The organism is Occallatibacter sp. FHG110214_02, assembly GCF_059115385.1.
The window spans coordinates 151,049-169,493 of record NZ_JBZYWK010000005.1 but is presented as its reverse complement, the minus strand read 5'-3'; the positions used below and the strand labels follow the sequence as shown (position 1 = coordinate 169,493).

Sequence of the window (18,445 nt, the reverse complement as noted above, 5' to 3'; positions counted from 1 at the left end):
CCGACGACAAACAATCACGGTAGTGGTGATCAGATCCAGCGAAGGACTCGTGATCCTTATCTGGAAATAGGGATCATCCCTTTTCACAACCGGGTGGGCCGCCGAAAGGCGGCTCGCCTATATTAGGATACACAATCCAAAATCGAGACCGACGTACCGATAACCTACAACGGCCAGCTGACATCGTCCTAAGCAATCCCAACTGATACCAAAATCGAATCCACCAAGATCATGATGTTTCAACAACTTTGACTGATCCAACCAGTTTGTGCTGTCCGACAGGTCACCCTGAAAAGGCCAGCGTCGACCATCCCAATTAAAAGACGCGATACGCTTTGCGATACGCTGGTTCGCGAGCTATTATGTATTTACAAGGACTTAGGCAGCCACCGGGGTCTTGTAAGTTGTTGATGTGCTTAGGGTTGGGTCGATGGCATGGAAGAGGTCATCGGTTCGATCCCGATCAGGTCCACCAATAAATCAACAACTTGCAAGCTCCCTCCTTTCCCGCTTGGTGTCATTTGGTGTCAAATTTCCAAACACCTTCACCGACACAGCGTCGCGCTTGAGTACCTTCCCTCCAAGAGCCACCGCATCCGGTAACGGCTTCACCGTCTTTCGGTGATTCTTTTCCGACAACTTCCTCAGCCCCGGTTGATGGAATTGACCGTCGCCTGCACGCTCTCGGGAATCTCCTGCATGTGGACATCGGTTGTTGTCGCCGTCCGTGAGTGGCGCATCACGCCCTGCACGTCCTTGACGGTGCCCTTCTTCTGAGCCAGAGTCGCAATCGTGCGCCGGATGACCTGAAACGTCAGCTTCGGCAGTCCCAGGTTGCGGGCCAGCTTGTGAAGCACTCGCTTCCGAAAATTGTCGGTATCGAGGAACCCTCCAACTTCGTTGGCGAAGATGAAATCGTCCGGCGACGCAAACCACCGGATCGCAGTGGTACTCAACAATACTTCCAATACAGAATCCTTGACGATCTCAGCGTAATAGCTGAGCATGATCAATGGATCGTCGGTGACAGATCTACTCACGAACACTACGTATCAAGTCGTAAGCGGTAATCTCATCGTGAACGTCCAAGGGAACTACGGCGCGATCATCGAGCAGTAGAGAAATGCCCGCTCCACCGCAGTCGCTTCGATACAGGAGTCAGGGCAACTGCTGTGCGCTCCGATCTTCATGCCTTCCATTACGGGCACTCTAGATGATGAGTCATGCAAAGTGGGACCTCGGCGGGCCGTCCGTTCTGCAAATGCTATGATCCGAGAATACCGAGCAGAAGCGGAGCGCTGTAGATGGATATTTCCCGGCGGGAAGTCTACAACTTCCCCCCGTATCACTTTTATCCTAAATCGGGAGAACTCCACGGACGAGGGATGGTAGTTCGCTGCCCGGCGCAGGCAGCGGTGGTACTCGATACACTGCTGAACCACGCGGGCCAGGTAGTAACGCGCGATGAATTGCGCACGGCGCTTTGGCCGGACGGCGACAGCCTCGCCTATGATGACGCCATCAATAAGACAATCAGCTATCTGCGCCAGGTTTTGCGCGACAGCTCCCGCTCGCCCAACTATATAGAGACACTTCCAAAGCGTGGCTATCGCTTTGTGGCCACAGTGGAGTTTCAGCAGGAGATAGAAGAGCCACTCTCGCCGCCCGTGCAGGTCCACGAACTGCCGGCCGAGCCTGCCGATTCTGCGCCGCCCTCGCTTGTCGCCGCTGAGCACGCTGCTCCGCGCGGCACGCGGTATCGTGGCGCCCTGCTTGTCCTCTGCGTGTTGCTGCTCGTTGCCGCTGGTCTCGCAGCGTGGCGTTACACAGCAGCGCGCCACGCCGCTGCCGCGCGCCAGCAGCAGGCCAACATCCTGCGCGTCGGCATCGCTCCGTTTGAGGCCAGCGGTGCCGATTCCCAGGCCCTTGCTGAGAGCTTCCGTCTCGACATCACCGACGCTCTGGCGCAGGTTCCGCAATTGCGGGTCAGCGCTTCGCACGTAACTCCGTCCGATGCGGAAGGCCGCGGGGCCATGCTGCTTCTGCATGCAGACGTGCTGATCTTTGGGACCTTCGCGCTCGATCAGGACCACGTGCGGCTGCAACTCGAGCTAGCACACGGCAACGATGCCAGCCACATGGCCACATTCCGTTACGACGTAACGCGCAAGAACCTGATCGGCCTGCGCGAGCGGGTGCAGGCTGACCTGCTTCTGGCTTTGAATGCCTCTCGCGCACGCGAAGGCGCTGCGCTCGGTAGTACGGGCAACGCCGAGGCCTATGACGTCTATCAGCGGGCCCGCGCCCATTTGCAACAGTGGGACCTCGGCCGGTGGACGCAGGCGGAAAAGGAATTTCACGAGGCAATCCGGCGTGATCCTGGTTTTGCCCGGGCTTATTCCGGGCTGGCCACGACTCTCATTGCCGAGGCCGAGCACGGCGTGCTGCCTCAGCAGCAGGGATACGAGCAGGCTCGCCAGTATGCCAGCCGCGCTCTGCAACTCGATCCGCAGTTGGCCGAGGGCCATGCCGTCCTCGGCAATATTGCCTACCAGCACGACTGGGACTTTGCACGTGCGGAGCAGGAGTATCGCACCGCCATTGCGCTCGATCCCGGGCACAGCCACTATCATGTCTGGCTGGCTGGTCTGCTGTGCGCGCTCGGGCGCTTCCATCAAAGCATCGACGAAGTGAATCTGGCGCATGAGCTCGACCCCTCCTGGAAGTCACCCTATCTGGCGGCCACCGCTATTTACTCCTCGGCCGGCCAGGATGGCCGCAGTCTAGAGGTGGCCCGGCAGCTGGTGGCCATGGATCCCAACGCCGCCATTGCCCATCATCAGCTCGGATGGAATTACTGGTACTCCGGTTCCTATGCCGAGGCCGTTGCCGAGTGGCGTACCATGGCCGTGCTTCAAGGCAACAAAGATCGCCAGGCTCTCGAGGAGGAAGGAGCGCGTGTCCTCCAGCGCGAAGGCGTCAAGGGCTATGCAGAGCTGCGGCTCAAGGCCATCGAGTCCGGCAAAAAGTGGCAGGCCGCCTCTCTCGACTTTGTGCCTTCCGAGTGGTTCCTCTACGCCGGCCAGCCGGACAACGCCATTGCCGCGCTCAGCAGCCAGATCGATCGCCACGAAGCCGCCGCGCTGCAGATCGGTGTTGACCCAGCTTACAGTACACTACGCCAGGACCCGCGCTATCAAATGCTGCTGCGCCGCATGCACTTCAGCATTCCAGTGCTGCTTGGTCACGATGATTGGCGCTCTGTCTGGGAGTAGCCGCATCTTGCCTGAGTCAAATGAATTCTGTATCAATCAGATATTAAATACCTTAAGTCGGCAGAAAAATAGAAGGTTAAGACCAGAGTTCCGGAATTGGGACAAACCCAGGCCAGCGCTATAGTCCGTTCTAATCGCTTCGGCAAGCTGTATCCCCCGCACGTTTTTTCAATGGAAAACCGGCCGCGCTGTCCTCGGGCAGGCGACGGGTTGGTGTATCAACCGCAGACCGTCCCGCTGATCCGATCAGCCGTACGGCTGCGTTGCTGGACTATCTGGAGGAAGATGATGAGATTTGCGTTGCCGCCAATGCGGCAGGCCACAGGGCTGCTGGTACTGCTGCTCGGCCTCCTGGCTCCCATGGCCACTGCCGCCCAGAGCAGGCGAACAGCCTCTCCCGCGCCGCTGCGCGTGCTCGCCGGCAAGCTACCTGCGCCCACGGCCGCCTCGGTTTCCGCCGTAGGCAGTACCTCAACCTGCATTTCTATTGCTCAGGAAGTCCGCATGCAAGAGGCCGGAACCTGGAAGCCCGGCTCGCAGACCACCTTGTGCACGGCCAACCCAGGCCTCGCCAGCCAGGATCGCATCTCTCGCCTCAAGCCGAACGCGTCCGCCACGTCCTCTCTCGAGTACGAGCCCTCGTCCGCGGTGGCCAGCACAGTTATACCCGGCGGTGGCTTCTCCGGCTTTCAACTCGCACCCTCGTATCAGGCCTCGCCCACTCCGTTGAACTACTCCTGCACCATGCTCACGCTGTCGGCAGATTTTCTCCGCACCGGGCACAAGGACGTGGTCACCATCGACAGCAGGACGCAGCTTCATTTTCTGGCCAACAAGGGCGACGGCACCTTTGCGGCTCCTGTCACCACAAACTTTCTCCCCTCCGGCTCCTACTACACCGGATACGCCACCGCTCTGGTGGACGACTTCGACAACGACGGCTATCCGGACCTGATCGTGCGCGACACGACCGACTCGCTGATCGTCTTCCTCCGCAACAACCACGACGGAACCTTCACTAACTCGAAGAGCATTTCCATTCCAACCACCTATTACGGTGGAGCGCTGATGCTGGGAGATGTCACCGGCGACGGCGTCGCGGATCTGGTCATCTTCCGTACCACGTACTCTTACAGCACCTCGAACACGGACCTGGACGTGTACGTCTACGCGGGCAACGGGACAGGCGACTTCAGCGCCACGCCCATTGAGACCGACTACACCTTCGAGCAGTCGCTCGTTGTTATCCCGAATCAGGGCGCGCTGCTCGGCACCAATGCCGGCCGCTCGGCTCTCTATATCGAAGCGCTGTCGCTCAACTCCTACGGCATCAATGGCTCTACCGTCTTCGCTCTTCCGGTCAATGGCGACGGAACCTTCGGCGATACCCCTTACACGCAGCAGGATTTTGTCACTGCCAATATCTACGTCAACACCTTCAACTCGGGCATGAGCCTCGCCGACCTGAACGGCGACGGCATCCCCGACCTGACCATGAGCTTCATGGATGGCTACATCTATTCGGCTCTGGGGCAGAGTGATGGCACCTTCCCCAGCGTCGTCGTCGCCAGTCCCACCGTCGAAGTCTCCCCGCAGTCGTGGGCTATTCGGGACATCGACGGCGATGGCATTCCCGACTTCGTCGCCAAAGAAAGCATCTCGCTCGAAGTGTTGCCCGGGCTCGGCACTGGCAAGTTCGGCACAGCGCCCGTCTACTATGCCGCTATCAGTTCCAGTTCCGGCCACAGCCAAAACTCCCCCGGCTTCAACATGGTGCTGGACGACCTGGACGGCGACGGTATCCTTGATCTCGCCTATGTCGACGGCTCGAGCGGAGGTTACAACCGTCTCAACGTCTTCCACGGCTATGGCGACGGCACTTACTTTGGTGGCTCGACGCTGCCTGCGCAGAGCCTGCTCGGCTACGACGCCGGTCACCTCTACGGCCAAGCCCTGCTCGACACCAACGGCGACGGCTACGATGACATCCTCGCGCTCGACACCTATGGCAGCGGCAACTATCCGTATCGCACCGCGCTCAACAACGGCAAGGGTGGCTTCACCTTCGTCAAGGCGCTCGATGGTGTCTATGGCAAATACGGTCTTGGCTACGTCGAGGCGGTCGCAGACCTAAACCGTGATGGCCTCAAGGATCTCGTGCTCGATGCCAACACCTCGGTTAGCAGCTACACCTACAACTACACGCTGGCCGTCGCAGTTTCGAATGGCGATGGATCCTTTCGCACGCCCACCTTCCTCGATATGAATGGCACCACGCTCACATCGAATCTGGCCTCGGTTGCCGTCGGTGACATCAACGACGATGGCGTAGCCGATATCGTCGCCGTCACCGCCGGCGGATACTACGACACCGCCGCCGTCATCACCTTCCTCGGCAACAGCGACGGCACCTTCCAGCCGGCCATCACTCAGCCCTTCGGTCACTCCTATGCCTATGCCGGCATCACGCTCGCGGACCTCAATGGTGACGGCAAGCTCGACTTGCTCATCTCCGACGACGGAACTTCGGGCTCAGTTAGCCCCTATCTCTCGGTCATCTTCGGCGACAACAGCGGCAAGTTCAACACCGGCGCCGCCATCACTCTCATCTCCGGCCTCAGCATCCGCACTCTGCAGGTCGGCGACGTCAATGGTGACGGCAAACCCGACCTCGCTGTCTTCTCCGCAGGCCAACAGAGCGGATACAGCGTCAGCGCAACCGATCGCGGCGTGATCCTCTACCTCAACAATGGCGACGGCACCTTCACCCGCGGCAATACCTACGACGCCGACATGATCCCGGGCAAGGGATTGCTCGTCGACATCAACGGCGACGGCAAGCTCGACATCATTAATACCGTCGACTATGCCACAGACACGCCTGCGGGCGACAACTCCGGTTCGCATCTGTTGCTCGGCACCGGTGATGGCACCTTCGGCACGGCCACCAATCTCGGAATGGAACCTGGCATTAGCACCCTGGCCTCTGGCGATCTGGATGGCGACGGTACCACAGACCTGATGAGCTGGTCCTACTACTATGGTGGCGTTGAGGTCATTCGCAACATCTCCGGCAGCACGCTCTCGCTGGCCGCCGACAACAAGGCGATTGTGGATGGCGATGGCGTCAATCTGAGCGCCACTGTAACGCCTTCGGTGGCGCATCGCGACTTGCCCAGCGGCACAGTAACCTTCCTGGCCAATGGCACTGTACTGGGCACAGCCACCTTGCAGGCAGGCACGGCAACCTTCTATGCCAGCGAACTCCCTGTTGGCACCGACACCATCACCGCCATCTACTCCGGGGACACGTCTTTCAGCGCTACCAAAAGTAGCAGCTCCCTTGCGGTCACAGTTTCGGCCGCGCCCGTTGTCGCTCCGGACTTCACCCTCTCGGCGCCGACAGCCGCGTTGACGCTGGCTCGTGGCGCAAGCGGCACTACCACGTTCAGCGTAGCCGCCAACGCCACTTTCAGCGGAACGCTGAGCCTGGCATCGTCGGATCTTCCTGCCGGCATGTCGGTGCTCTTCTCGCCCAACAGCGTGGCGCTCACTCCGAACGGATCGGCAACCGTTACCGTGGTGGTCAGCACCACATCCTCAACGGTGGCCTCCAGCCGGGTCGCAGCAGCGTGGCTGTTCGCAATGCCGCTCGTGGGCTCGCTGCTCTGCTTTGGTGGCGCGCGCCGCCGTGCATTTCGCCTGTTGATGCTGGCTCTCGCTCTCTCGGCATCCTTCGGAGCCATGACGGCATTGAGCGGTTGCGGATCGGACTCGCCCGTCCGCACCACGCATACCGGCGATTACACCATCGTTGTCAAAGCCACACCGTCGGTTTCCGGCGTCGCGGCCAAAGCCTTCAACGTGACTGTCCATGTGGACTGATGCGCGTACTATGCCGCAGATCACGATGCACGATGCCTCGAACCTCGTCGCCCCGCGACGAGCCATGGATGGAGAAGGAGTAAAGATGATTCACGCAATGCGAACAATGGCACGCGCCGTGGCTGCGGCCAGTGCGCTGCTGGTTCCACTGTCCTGCTGCGCTCCGGTTGCTCAGGCGCAGACCGTTCAGCACGCCCGGTTGTCGGCGCAGGTCGTCAACAACGCGCAGCGGACCATGCTCACCGGCGCTGCCCCGCTGGTAGCCCATTATGGCAAAGACCAGGGCAGCCTCACCGCAACCGAGCCGCTGCAGAGCATGAAGCTTGTGCTCCGCCGCGGTGCGGCAGAACAGGCCGCGATGAAGGACTTCCTGGCGCAGGTGCAGAACCCTGCCTCGGCCAGCTATCACAAATGGCTCACGCCGGAACAGTTCGGGCAGCGTTTCGGTGCCAGTTCGGACGACATCGCTGCCATCACTGCATGGCTTCAGCAGCAGGGCTTCAGCATCGATAGTGTTTCGCGCAGCCGGACCGTCGTCACCTTTTCGGGAACGGAGGCGCAATTCCAAAACGCCTTCCAGGCTGAGATGCATCGCTATCTGATGAACGACCAGGTGCGCATCGCCAATGCTGACACGCCATCGGTTCCCGCTGCGCTCGCTCCGGCCATCGTCGGCCTCGCCACGCTGGGCAATGCGCGTTTTGTTCCCACGCACACCAGCCCCATCAGGGCGCAGCGCGATGCGACCGGTCGCTGGCACAAGCAGGATGCCTCCGCCGTCAAAGCCCAGGCCACGGCCAAGGTGAATCCGCAGGTCACCGAGCGGATCAACGGCAGCTACTACGTCTTCGTCGGCCCCGCGGATTTCGCGCAGATGTACGGCATTAAGTCGGTTTGGAGTCAAGGCTACAAAGGAGCCGGTCAATCCGTCGCCATCGTGGCCGAGAGCAACATCGCTACCAGCGATGTCGATGCCTTTCGTGCCGCCTTCGGCCTGCCCGCCACGAAGCTCAACGTCACCGTCATCGGAGACGATCCGGGGTTAAGCTATTTCAGCGGCGCGGAGGGAGAAGCCGTGCTTGACGTCGAGTGGGCCGGCGCCACCGCTCCGGAGGCCGACATCAACCTGCTCGTCGCCGCATCCACCGCGACCGACGAGGGCATTCTCATCGCCGCCGAATACGCCATCGACAACAACCTGAGCCCGGTGCTGAACCTGAGCTGGGGCTCTTGCGAGCTGGGACTGCAGGAAAGTGGTAACCAGTATTTCGACGACCTCTGGGCACAGGCCGCAGCGCAGGGCATCAGTGTCATCGTCGCCAGCGGCGATGGCGGTGCGGTGGCCTGCGATCAGAACGAGTACTATGCCGCCTATGGACAGCAGATCAACGGTATGGCATCGACGGAGAATTCGACTGCAATCGGCGGTACGGATTTCCCCATTAACGTGAGCAAGGCAGGAACATACTGGTCGCAGACCAACGATCCCACTACGCTGCAATCCGCCAAGTCGTATGTGCCGGAGAGCGTATGGAACGATAGCTGCGCAAGTCCCGATGTGCTGGCCAACGTCGCGGCCTTTGGTCTGTCGGAAATCACCAGTGCTGAAATCTGCAATGACGAGTATGCCTTCCTGAATACGGTCGGTGGCGGCGGCGGCGTCAGCCTCTGCACCTCGTCCGATGGAGCCGATCAAAGCTCCTGCACAGGCGGGCACGATGCCCCGGCCTGGCAACAGAGCATCTCCGGCATTGGAGCCACGGGCAAGCGGCACATTCCGGACGTCTCCTTCTTCGCAGGTGCCGGAACCTGGGCCAGCGCCTATGCCTTCTGTGAAGCGGATGCCTCCACCGACGATGGCGACTGCGTCAACAATCAGGGTGTCATCACTACGCTTGGCGCCGGTGGCACCAGCTTCGGCGCTCCCGCGTTCGCGGGCATCGTTGCCTTGCTCAACCAGCAGCAGGGAGCGCGTCAAGGCAACCTCAACAAGTATCTCTACGCGCTTGCTGCAAAGCAGTTCGCCAATCCGGTGCAGTCCGCATCCTGCCAGTCGGCCGATGGAAACAGCAGCGAAGATTGCACGTTTCACGACGTAATCCAGGGCTCGAACGCCGAGCCTTGCAAACTCAGAACTCTCGTCGACCTGACCACCCAGACTACCTGCACCGCGCAGGGACAGTATGACTGGGTAGGCATTGCAGCCGGTTACAGCGCCGCCGCCGGATACGATCCTGCCACCGGCCTTGGCTCTGTGAACGCAGCCAATCTTCTCGCCGCATGGAGCAGCGCAACCGCCGCCGATGCCGGTTCGGTGACCACGCACACGCTCACCACAGCCACTACACAAATGTACGGCTCGGTTGCCGCAGTCGAGATCAATGTCAAGGCAGCGGCCGGCTCGGCGGTTCCTTCCGGCACCGTTGCGCTCATGTCATCCGAGTCCAGCGGCTCCACGCTCGGCGTCGTCTCCAGCGCACTCGACTCCGGCGCCGCGCACGTACAGTTCAACTCGCTCGTGCCGGGCACGCATCACCTCTATGCCTCTTACGGTGGGGATGCCAGCTTCGGCGCCAGCACATCCACGCCCACGGAGTTCGTTGTCACCAGGGCAGCGACCTCGCTAGCCGCTTCCGCCAGCAATACCAGTGTCGTTGCTCCCAACAGCGTAACCATTCTGGCGCAGATCGGAACCGACAGCACGGCGCTGAATCCGACCGGCACACTGGTATTTACCAATCACGCCACCGGGGCTGTGCTCGGCACCACCACGCTCACACCGCTCACGAGCTCCTCGGGGGCCTCCTGGTCGCAGGCTTCCATGAAGCTGCCTGGAACAGCACTCGCAAGTGGAAACAACGTGATCGATGTCAGTTATGCCGGCGACGGCAACTACCTTGCAGCAGCCAATGCATCGGTGGCCGTACATTACACCGGCGCCTACTCCATCGCCTCCAGCAGTTCTTCGCTGGACATCGACGTAAGCGGCAGCAAGCAGGCCAGCGCTACCATCACCGTGGGCTCTGGCAATGGCACTAAGATCGATCCGGCATCGTTGCTGCTCGCCTGCCAGGGACTCAGCACTACCGGCGTCACCTGCGCGTTCACCGCGCCAGTGCTCGATGCCAGTGGAGACGCAACCTCTACGCTCACCGTCACCGCCAACAATCCGCAAACCAGTGCTGCCGCCGCACGTCAGTCTGCTTCGCCGGCAATCGCACCAGGCGCCGGCACGCTCGCTCTCGGAGGATTGCTTCTGCTCTGGAGTGCGCGTCAGCGTCGCCGCATCATCGGCATGTTCGGCATGCTTGCGCTGGTGTTCTCGACGCTCACGCTGGGCGTCACCACCGGCTGCGGCAGTTCATCGCACAAAGCGACTTCGACGGCGGTCACCAACCAGTTGTCCGTCTCCTCGGGCACTGCGTCTTACGGAACAGCGGTCACTTTCACGTCCACCGTGAGTGCGGTATCGAACACCTTCTCGCCCAGCGGTACTGTCCTGTTCTATGACGGGTCCACTCCGCTTGGCTCCGCAACGGTTTCTGGAGGCAAGGCGCAACTCAGCGTCTCGACCCTAGCCGTGGGCAAGCACACCATCACAGCAAGCTACAGCGGAGACAGCACCTTCATGCCATCGGCTTCCGGTGCAGCCAGCGTGAATGTGACGCTCTCGACCACGCTCAACGTCACAGTGAGCGATACGTCAGGCAACGTCGCCCAGCTTGCTCTGCCCGTGTTGATTCACTAACTCTGCTGTTGTTTCAAACGCCCGCCCGGATCTTTTGGGCGGGCGTTTTTGTTTTGTCGTACATTTGAGCTGAAGCAACGCTCACTATGCGCAAGTGCATTGTTTATCGAGATCAAGCCTATGTGGAATCAGTCGCAAGGATCGCACTGCGGATAATCGGCGGCAAAGCAATCCTGCGAAAGTGTAGTTTACCGTCAAGGCAAACGAAGGCGGAAGTCAAACAGAAAAGGATGGCTAAGAGGATAGGTATAGGTTCACTAAACAATTACCCCGCTCACAATTCCCGGAAAGTGGAAGCGCTGAGTTGAATGATTTGGGCCATATTGGAGTGCAGTCGACGGTTAGCGATATCCTCTGTTCTCTATGATTTAAAGATGATGGCACTGATCAGGTACTAAGCTGCGATGCAGCGTTCAAAGGGGACTACGAGCAAATTCGAGACGTTGCAGGCCCTCACAATCATTCAACGGCTTTGGAATCAGTTCCCACCTGCAACCATCACATCGTAGATTCTGAGGAGCACACCCTATATTCCTTCACACGGGCAGTGGTGGCTTGAGTCAAAAAGAAGCCAGACCAAAGTCTGGCTTCTTGCAAAGTGATATGTCGCATGTTCTCAGAAGTCGATACGCAACGCTACTTGTCCGGTTCGGTTGCCCGCGCTTTCTGCGGTCTGAGGGGCACTCAGAATACCGAAAGTCGTAGTATTGTCGATCTGCGTTGCAGGTGGAGCAAAGTTCGTGTGATTGAGCACATTGGTAAACGTAGACTCAAAGCGAAGTTTTGTCTTCTCCGTCAGCGCAAAGTTCTTTGCCAGGCCAAGAGAAACTGCTGCTGTACCTGGGCCTTGCAGGATGCCAACACCGGCATTGCCGAAGCGGCCCGCTCCGGTCGGAGTAGGAGCAAATGCCGCCGGATTGAAAAATTGCGTTCTCGACTGCCCTTTGTAGAAGCTTTTCGAGACTACATCGGGACGGAGAAACGCACCGCGATTGACGACGTTGGTATTGGACTGATCGAAGGAGGTGCTGATGCTGGGCGTCAGCCACGGTCCCGTCTCAAGCAGAGTGACCGTGTTCAAATCCCATCCGCCCAAAAGAATATCCTTCCATCCGCCGTTGTTTAGAAACGCACGTCCTTGCCCCGCAGGCAACTGATAAATGCCCGTAAGCAGGAAGCGATGACGCCGCGTGCCTTCAACATTTCCGTAATCATTGGCGATATGGAAACGGTCAGCAATTGGTATGCCGTAGTTGACCTCTCCGGCAAAGGCACTCGGATTATCCCCCTGATTATCCGCCAGGTTCTTGGCAAAGGTGTAGTTGGCGTCAAAGTACAATCCGTGGGACATCCGATGCGTCTCATCTACCTCCAATGCCTGATAGCTGGCAGTGCCCGCATTGAATGTGCTGTAGAGCGTCAGCCAGTTGTGATACGGCGCGCGTGGATCGACATAGGGGCTGACCGTCGTCACCTGATAGGGAGTTGTACTGGCCCCTATCTGGTTCAGGTCTTCTGTAATGTTGAGCCTGTAGGTGTGCATGCCAACGTAGCTAACGCGCAGCGTATCGTTGTTCGCAAGCTGCCGCTCTACGGTGAGGTTCCACTGCTCGGATTGCGGATCGCGGAAGTTGGGATCGACCCCCTGATCCAGGCCGCCACCACCATACTGCACACCAACGGAAGGCGGCGCAGTATTCGGAAACTGAATAAGCGGTGTTCCCGCTGCTGTCAGCGAATTGGAATATGTGTGAAGAGCCGATGTTGGATTACCGCTGTTATTGAAGGAAAGCGGTCCGAGGTTGGTCATCGTGAAGATACCGAAGCCTGCACGGACAACCGTCTTCGTATCGTTGAATGGACGATACGCCAGAGAAATGCGGGGCTGGAAGTTGCCTTTATAAGTATTACGCAGCCCTTGCGGCAGATGATCCTGGCTCGCCGTCACATAGTTTGTGCAAGGCAGTGCCGTATAGCTCAGATCGCACGCATTGAAGGACTGCTGAAAGGCAAGGTTCGATGCTCCAAGATTATTCTGCTGCAAATAGGATGCAAGCTCATCGGGAACGACAATGGAATTGTTCCGCTGATCGAAGTTTGCGAGATTGCCACCATCCTCGTGGAAGCCGGGGAGAATCTGCCAGCGTAGACCATAGTTGATTGTCAGCTTGCTGGTAAGCTGTACCTCATCCTGTGCAAACGCGCTGTACTGCCACGCGGTTCCACCCACGTCCGGGCTGGAGACGGCGAAGAACAGTGTCGTAGGCGCGCCTTCCAGGAAATCTCCAAAAGCATTCCCGGTGAAGTTCGGCTGGAAAGTAAACTGCCCAAAGTCATCGGAAGGCAGGAAGGTTTCAATGTCGAAATAGCGCACTCGGCGCACATCGATTCCGGCCTTCACCGTATGCCGTCCGAATATATATGTCACATTGTCGGTAAGCTGCAAGGTCTTTGACTGTGTAGTGCCTGTCTTATCTCTCCCGATTGCGGTAAAGCCCGTTCCCGAACTGAAGTTAAAGGTCGGAAAGGCATGAGAAGTAGGATGCTGGCTGATGTTAACGCCCGTCAGATCAAGCTGCTGCAAAGCATTTGCGCCTTCAATCGGAAAGTTGACCTGAGTGGTCACATTCGTAAAGCCAAACCGAAATTCATTGAGCAGCTTCGGCGTAATGGCATAGGTATAGGAAACAAGCAGGCTGCGGTTATGTACGAGATCCGTGTCATTTGGCAGCAGCGAATTTGCCACATCCTGGCTGATATTCTTCCGGCTGAAGCGAGCATAGACGGATTGTTTATCCGTAATAGTGCGGTCAATACGAATGTCCGCTCCATTGGTGCTCGCCGGAGTCGATTGAAAGTTCTCGTAGTTGTAGTTTGACTGTCCCGAAACGTTTGGCAACGGATAATAGGCAAGCAGCGCCTTGGCGGTTTCACTGATCTTGCTGGGATCAATCACCGGCCCAGGATTGCCACTGGCATCCAGCAAGCCGCTCAGATTGCCGTTCCGCTCGTCTTCCGTTGGAACCAGGAACTGCTGTGCAGCCGCGGTCGTACGGCGATTGCCCTCATAGTCGGCAAAAAAGAATGTCTTATCTTTGCTGCTATATAGATGCGGAATGCTCAACGGACCGCCGAGAGAACCTCCGAAGGTATTGAACCGCTTTGGAGCCTTGCCATCAAAGCCATAAGGGCTTGCATCCATCGCATCATTTTGCAGATATTCAAAGAGGCTTCCGTGGTACTGGTTTGTTCCGCTCTTGGTTGTGAAGGTGACGTCTCCAACCTGTGAGAACTCCGCGCTGTTGTTGAAAGACGTCACCTTCACAGCGGCAATGCCTTCCTGCGAGGGGTAGGCATCCTGCAACGCTCCATTCTGCCGGACATTGGCCGTCGAGATGCCATCCACAGAGAAGTTCACCATCGAAGAACTTGCTCCGCCGAGCGCAATGTTGCCTGAGCTATCCTGCTGCACATTAGGCGACAGCGAGAGCGAACCTAGCGGGCTTGTCGTTGTGGCGCGATTGTTGAGTGGGAGTTGCGTCATCAACTGGTTGTCTTTGGAGTCACTGATGGTTCCGTTCTCCGTATTGACCTGTTCCTGAGCTGCACTAACTTCTACGACAGTAGCTGTAGATGCCACTGTCATTTTTACCGGCACACGCAAATCCTGGCGCGCTTCAAGGTCGGTGGAACTGACAACGCTATCCGCGAAACCATCATGGTGGATCGTCAGCCGATAGTGGCCTGCCTTCAGATTCTCAATAGCAAACTCTCCGGCATCGCTGGTTGTTACCTGACGATCAAAGTTTTCATCCAGGGAGTGAACCGTAATCACTGCGCCGGGAATCACCGCGCCAGATTCATCCTGTACTGTTCCTCGAATACTGCCGAACGTGGATTGCGCGTAGGAAGGCACAGCCCCTAACGATGCGCCGAGGAGAATTGCCCATAGGCAGACACGCAACCAGTGTGCAGAACTCTTCCTTAGATTTTCGGAAGCTGCTTCTAGCGTTCCGTCCATTCCGTTTCCGTTCAGGGTATGTGCTGAGTGCGAAACGGCTATAAAAGAAAAACGATGAAACAATCTGTCGTATTTCACTGAAATCACCTCAAGGGCAGCATGAAATCCAGCCTTGCTCAGTGAAGCGTGAAATGTATTAGACAGGCATAAGCCCTGTACTTACGGGTTTTTAATGGGTTTCTCGCTACAATTCGAAGGGTAGTGAGCACGGCTATGTTGCATGGGAAAATCCGCCACATTGCGCTCAGGATTATCGTGGGCGTTGCAGCAGCATTGCTGTCAACAGGCGCAGCCTATAAATTCCACTTCAATCTCTCTTCCGCCACGTCGCTTCATCTTTTTCTGATTACGGCTATTGCGCTACGGTGGGGATTTCTGGAGGCCAGTGCGGTATCGCTGGTGTCGGTGGCTTGCCTGGACTATTTCTTCACCGTACCGCTCTTTCAGTTCTATATGGCGGATTCGCATGACTGGGTGGCGCTGGGAACCTTTGAGAGTGTCGCGTTGCTTGTCAGCCGTCTCTCAAATCAGGTCAATCAACATGCGCTCGAATCGGATATACACCGTTCCCGCCTGCAACGACTCTATGAGTTAAGCCAGAGCATCCTGCTCTTGGACTTCCAGCATTCCGTCGATCAACAGCTTACTCCTCTTATCCAAACGGCATTGCAAGCCAAGGGAGTCGGATTATGGAACGCTTACGATCTGCACTTCTCTTCCGCCGGACAATTTGATTTCAAGCAGGAAGAACTGCAACTCCGTGCGAGTTTTTTCGCAGATCGAAACGACGATGATGAAGCGAATGAAATTTCCCGACGTGTTCTACGTTCGGGCACGCGATCCATTGGAGCGTTACTCCTTTACGGGCATACCAGTGATGCCGTGTCTATCAATGCCGCAGCCTCCCTTGCTGCAATCGCGATGGAACGCGCACGATCCTTTGTACAGGAGAGCAACGCAGAAGCTGCCCGGCAGAGCGAGCAACTCCGCGCGACAGTTCTTGACTCGCTGGCGCACGCTTTCAAAACTCCGTTGACGACCATTCAGACCTCCAGTTCCGGTCTTTTGGAGATGAATACACTACGCGGAACAGAGAAGAAACTGGTCACACTGATTGACCAGCAGGCTCATCATTTGAACGACATCACAACACGCCTTCTTCGCACGGCAAAAATTGATAGTGCAAACCTGAAGGTTAAGCGCGAGCATATCAATGTCGTCGCGCTCGTTCGGGAAAGCGTTGCAGAATCTGCCGAACAGTTCATGCCGCGCCCTGTCATCTTTGCTTCAGCAGTAGAGCATATTTCGGTGCTGGCAGATCGACAACTTTTGAAGATGGCTCTCCTTCAGCTATTCGATAATGCGGCTAAGTACGGCGGAACCGATGCCTCAATCACTCTGGATATTTACGAAGAAAAAGATGAGGCAGTTGTCAGTGTGCATAATGAAGGATCGTTCATACCTCTGGAAGAACGCGACAAAATCTTTAAACGCTTCTATCGTTCGCCCAGTTCTGCACATAAGGCATCCGGGACAGGGATCGGGCTTTCCGTGGTCAAGCATGTCGTAGAAGCGCACCATGGGCGCGCGTGGGTCGTCAGCGACTCCAGTGCCGGAACTACATTTTTTCTGACACTCCCCAGCGGAAGGCGATGAGGATGGAATACAGAAGCAAGATACTGATTGTTGAAGATGACTCCGGGATTCGCCAAAGCCTCTTTGAAACCTTATGGGCACTCGGATTTGCCATTGGGGAAGCTGGTAACGGAGAAGAAGCTCTTTCTCGCCTTCTCATGGTGGATTATGACGCAATTCTGCTCGACATCAACATGCCGGGAATAGGCGGGATGGAAGCCTGCCGAAGAATCTCGCAGACGTATCCCCGTATTCCGATCATCATGCTGACTGTTCGAGAGGAAGAAGAAGACAAGATAGAGGCCCTTGATTCCGGGGCGCATGATTATGTGACAAAGCCGTTCCAAATTGGAGAACTGACCGCCCGCCTGCGTTCCGCCATTCGTCGCTCTCAAGCATCAACAGACATATCTCCTGTGGCCTATTCCATCGGAGCTATCCGTCTGGACACAGACCGTCATCGAGTGGAGAAGCAGGGGCAGGAAATCCATCTTTCCCCGAAAGAGTTTGATGTGCTTCGATACTTGATGTCTCACGCCGGGCGGCCTGTGCCTCATCATCGCCTGTTAGCATCCGTCTGGGGGCCAGAGTATGGCAATGAGCGGGAGTATCTGCGCGTGCTTATCAATCAGCTTCGGAAAAAAATCGAAGACGATCCCACTCATCCCGTCTACATCCTCACAGAAAGCTATATCGGCTATCGGTTCCGTGAAGATTGAAAGGGATGCAGCGCGCTTTCAATATGTCTGCAAATCGCTAAACGGGATTTCCTAACCTGTTGTGCTTGCAGAAATTATGCCTTGGCTATAGCAATGATTATTCCGCCAGCGACAATAAGACATCCGCCCATCAGCACACCGACTGATGGCGGCTGCTTGAATACAAGCCATGAGATAAGCTGGGCAAAGAGAAAGAAAAAGACGACGTAGAATCCGAGAAGCCTTCCAAAGTCCCACGGTGGCGCATTTACGGCCCAACCATAGGAAAACAACACAATTGTTGCCAGAACAAAAAGTCCTAACTTGTTCCACATGGACGCGGAATGCAAGCCGATGCGCATGAGAGCATCTCCACCAGCTTCAAGAGCTGCTGCAACAATAAGAAGGGAAATTGCAACAGTTCTATTCACAGGAGTGCTCCTTTGGCCTGCCAGACCTGAGTGTAGCTAACTTCGTTCCTGCCACAGCAGACACAAGTGTTCACGGCGATTGAGGATCGCTCTTCCCACGCATCAGGACCTACACTTAACGAGCGCATAGTCGCCAGGTCGTAAACTGATCGACTGCTGAGCCACCCTCTCATTCGACGAACGATACGCACTGGAGGCGATAGTTGAGACTCAACGACCTGAGCTCGGCAGGCAGGTACGGCCTTGCATGTCCGAGTAATTTCGCACGCGCAACGATAGCCATTATGAAGTGGACAATGAATCCTGTGCCGAGGCGGTGATTTCATATAACCGGGGTACCTTCCGGGCTCGGCGATATGGCATCGTATCGTGCTTGCTTGATGTCTCAGATATCTCACAACATTCCAGTAGCTTCTGAAAGCCCATCAGCATCGAGTCTGGTTATCGCGCAGAAGGGGATGGATACTCTTCCGAGAAATTGCACTCTTTCTGCGGGCACTCCCATGTCTCCACCTTCCGTGAGTGGTCCACGTCCGCTAGATAGAGGATGGCTCCACATCGGGGACATGTCCGAGTCGAAGCACGCGAACCATCAAACTGGCCTTCGGTCCGATCCGAGTAGCCGTTGGAATCACGGAAAATCCGCGTGCAATCTCGCCGCTCACATGCATGGTAGGAGCGAACATCTTCCGAGTCTTCCTCCAGCATCACGCGACGCATGGGGACATGATGCACATCGCATAACGGAGAGA

The 18,445-nt window shown here is 57.2% G+C and carries 9 protein-coding genes; 5 read left to right on the top strand and 4 right to left on the bottom strand.

The window, feature by feature from the left end:
- Nucleotides 1-644: 644 nt before the first annotated feature.
- Nucleotides 645-956, bottom strand: coding sequence for a hypothetical protein (locus tag AC5S3R_RS06855; RefSeq protein WP_494266272.1), 312 nt, complete (start codon nt 954-956; stop codon nt 645-647).
- 429 nt (nt 957-1,385) lie between these two features.
- On the opposite strand from AC5S3R_RS06855, the gene AC5S3R_RS06850 reads away from it, so the two are divergent.
- From AC5S3R_RS06850 to AC5S3R_RS06840, 3 genes are all read left to right on the top strand, one after another.
- Nucleotides 1,386-3,275, top strand: coding sequence for a winged helix-turn-helix domain-containing protein (locus AC5S3R_RS06850; protein WP_494266271.1), 1,890 nt, complete (start codon nt 1,386-1,388; stop codon nt 3,273-3,275).
- A gap of 285 nt (nt 3,276-3,560) precedes the next feature.
- A complete protein-coding gene (locus tag AC5S3R_RS06845) occupies nt 3,561-7,160 on the top strand; it encodes an FG-GAP-like repeat-containing protein (protein ID WP_494266270.1) in 3,600 nt (1,199 codons plus the stop codon).
- Nucleotides 7,161-7,170: 10 nt separating this feature from the next.
- A complete protein-coding gene (locus tag AC5S3R_RS06840; RefSeq protein WP_494266269.1) occupies nt 7,171-10,908 on the top strand; it encodes an Ig-like domain repeat protein in 3,738 nt (1,245 codons plus the stop codon).
- A 616-nt stretch (nt 10,909-11,524) separates the two neighbouring features.
- Here AC5S3R_RS06840 and AC5S3R_RS06835 read toward each other — a convergent pair.
- On the bottom strand, nt 11,525-14,929 hold the full coding sequence (locus tag AC5S3R_RS06835; RefSeq protein WP_494266268.1) for a TonB-dependent receptor: 3,405 nt from the start codon (nt 14,927-14,929) through the stop codon (nt 11,525-11,527).
- 201 nt (nt 14,930-15,130) lie between these two features.
- Here AC5S3R_RS06835 and AC5S3R_RS06830 point away from each other — a divergent pair, with 201 nt between their 5' ends.
- Together AC5S3R_RS06830 and AC5S3R_RS06825 are read left to right on the top strand one after the other, a co-directional pair.
- Complete coding sequence (locus AC5S3R_RS06830; RefSeq protein ID WP_494266267.1) at nt 15,131-16,585, top strand: ATP-binding protein; 1,455 nt, start codon at nt 15,131-15,133, stop codon at nt 16,583-16,585.
- Nucleotides 16,586-16,587: 2 nt separating this feature from the next.
- A complete protein-coding gene (locus AC5S3R_RS06825) occupies nt 16,588-17,283 on the top strand; it encodes a response regulator transcription factor (RefSeq protein ID WP_494266266.1) in 696 nt (231 codons plus the stop codon).
- Between the two features lie 74 nt (nt 17,284-17,357).
- On the opposite strand, the gene AC5S3R_RS06820 is transcribed toward AC5S3R_RS06825, so the two are convergent.
- Nucleotides 17,358-17,693 (bottom strand): hypothetical protein, encoded by a 336-nt coding sequence (locus tag AC5S3R_RS06820; RefSeq protein WP_494266265.1) that lies wholly within the window; start codon nt 17,691-17,693, stop codon nt 17,358-17,360.
- A 536-nt stretch (nt 17,694-18,229) separates the two neighbouring features.
- Entirely contained in the window at nt 18,230-18,379 is a 150-nt protein-coding gene (locus AC5S3R_RS06815; RefSeq protein WP_494266264.1) for a hypothetical protein, read from the bottom strand.
- Nucleotides 18,380-18,445 lie beyond the last annotated feature (66 nt).

Excerpts from the sequence above, each read along its gene's own strand:
- AC5S3R_RS06850 (WP_494266271.1), top strand. The coding sequence starts at position 1,386 with ATGGTAGTTCGCTGCCCGGCGCAGGCAGCGGTGGTACTCGATACACTG.
- AC5S3R_RS06845 (WP_494266270.1), top strand. The coding sequence starts at position 3,561 with ATGATGAGATTTGCGTTGCCGCCAATGCGGCAGGCCACAGGGCTGCTG.
- AC5S3R_RS06840 (WP_494266269.1), top strand. The coding sequence starts at position 7,171 with ATGCCGCAGATCACGATGCACGATGCCTCGAACCTCGTCGCCCCGCGA.
- AC5S3R_RS06835 (WP_494266268.1), bottom strand. The coding sequence starts at position 14,929 with ATGGACGGAACGCTAGAAGCAGCTTCCGAAAATCTAAGGAAGAGTTCT.
- AC5S3R_RS06825 (WP_494266266.1), top strand. The coding sequence starts at position 16,588 with ATGGAATACAGAAGCAAGATACTGATTGTTGAAGATGACTCCGGGATT.
- AC5S3R_RS06815 (WP_494266264.1), bottom strand. The coding sequence starts at position 18,379 with ATGTTCGCTCCTACCATGCATGTGAGCGGCGAGATTGCACGCGGATTT.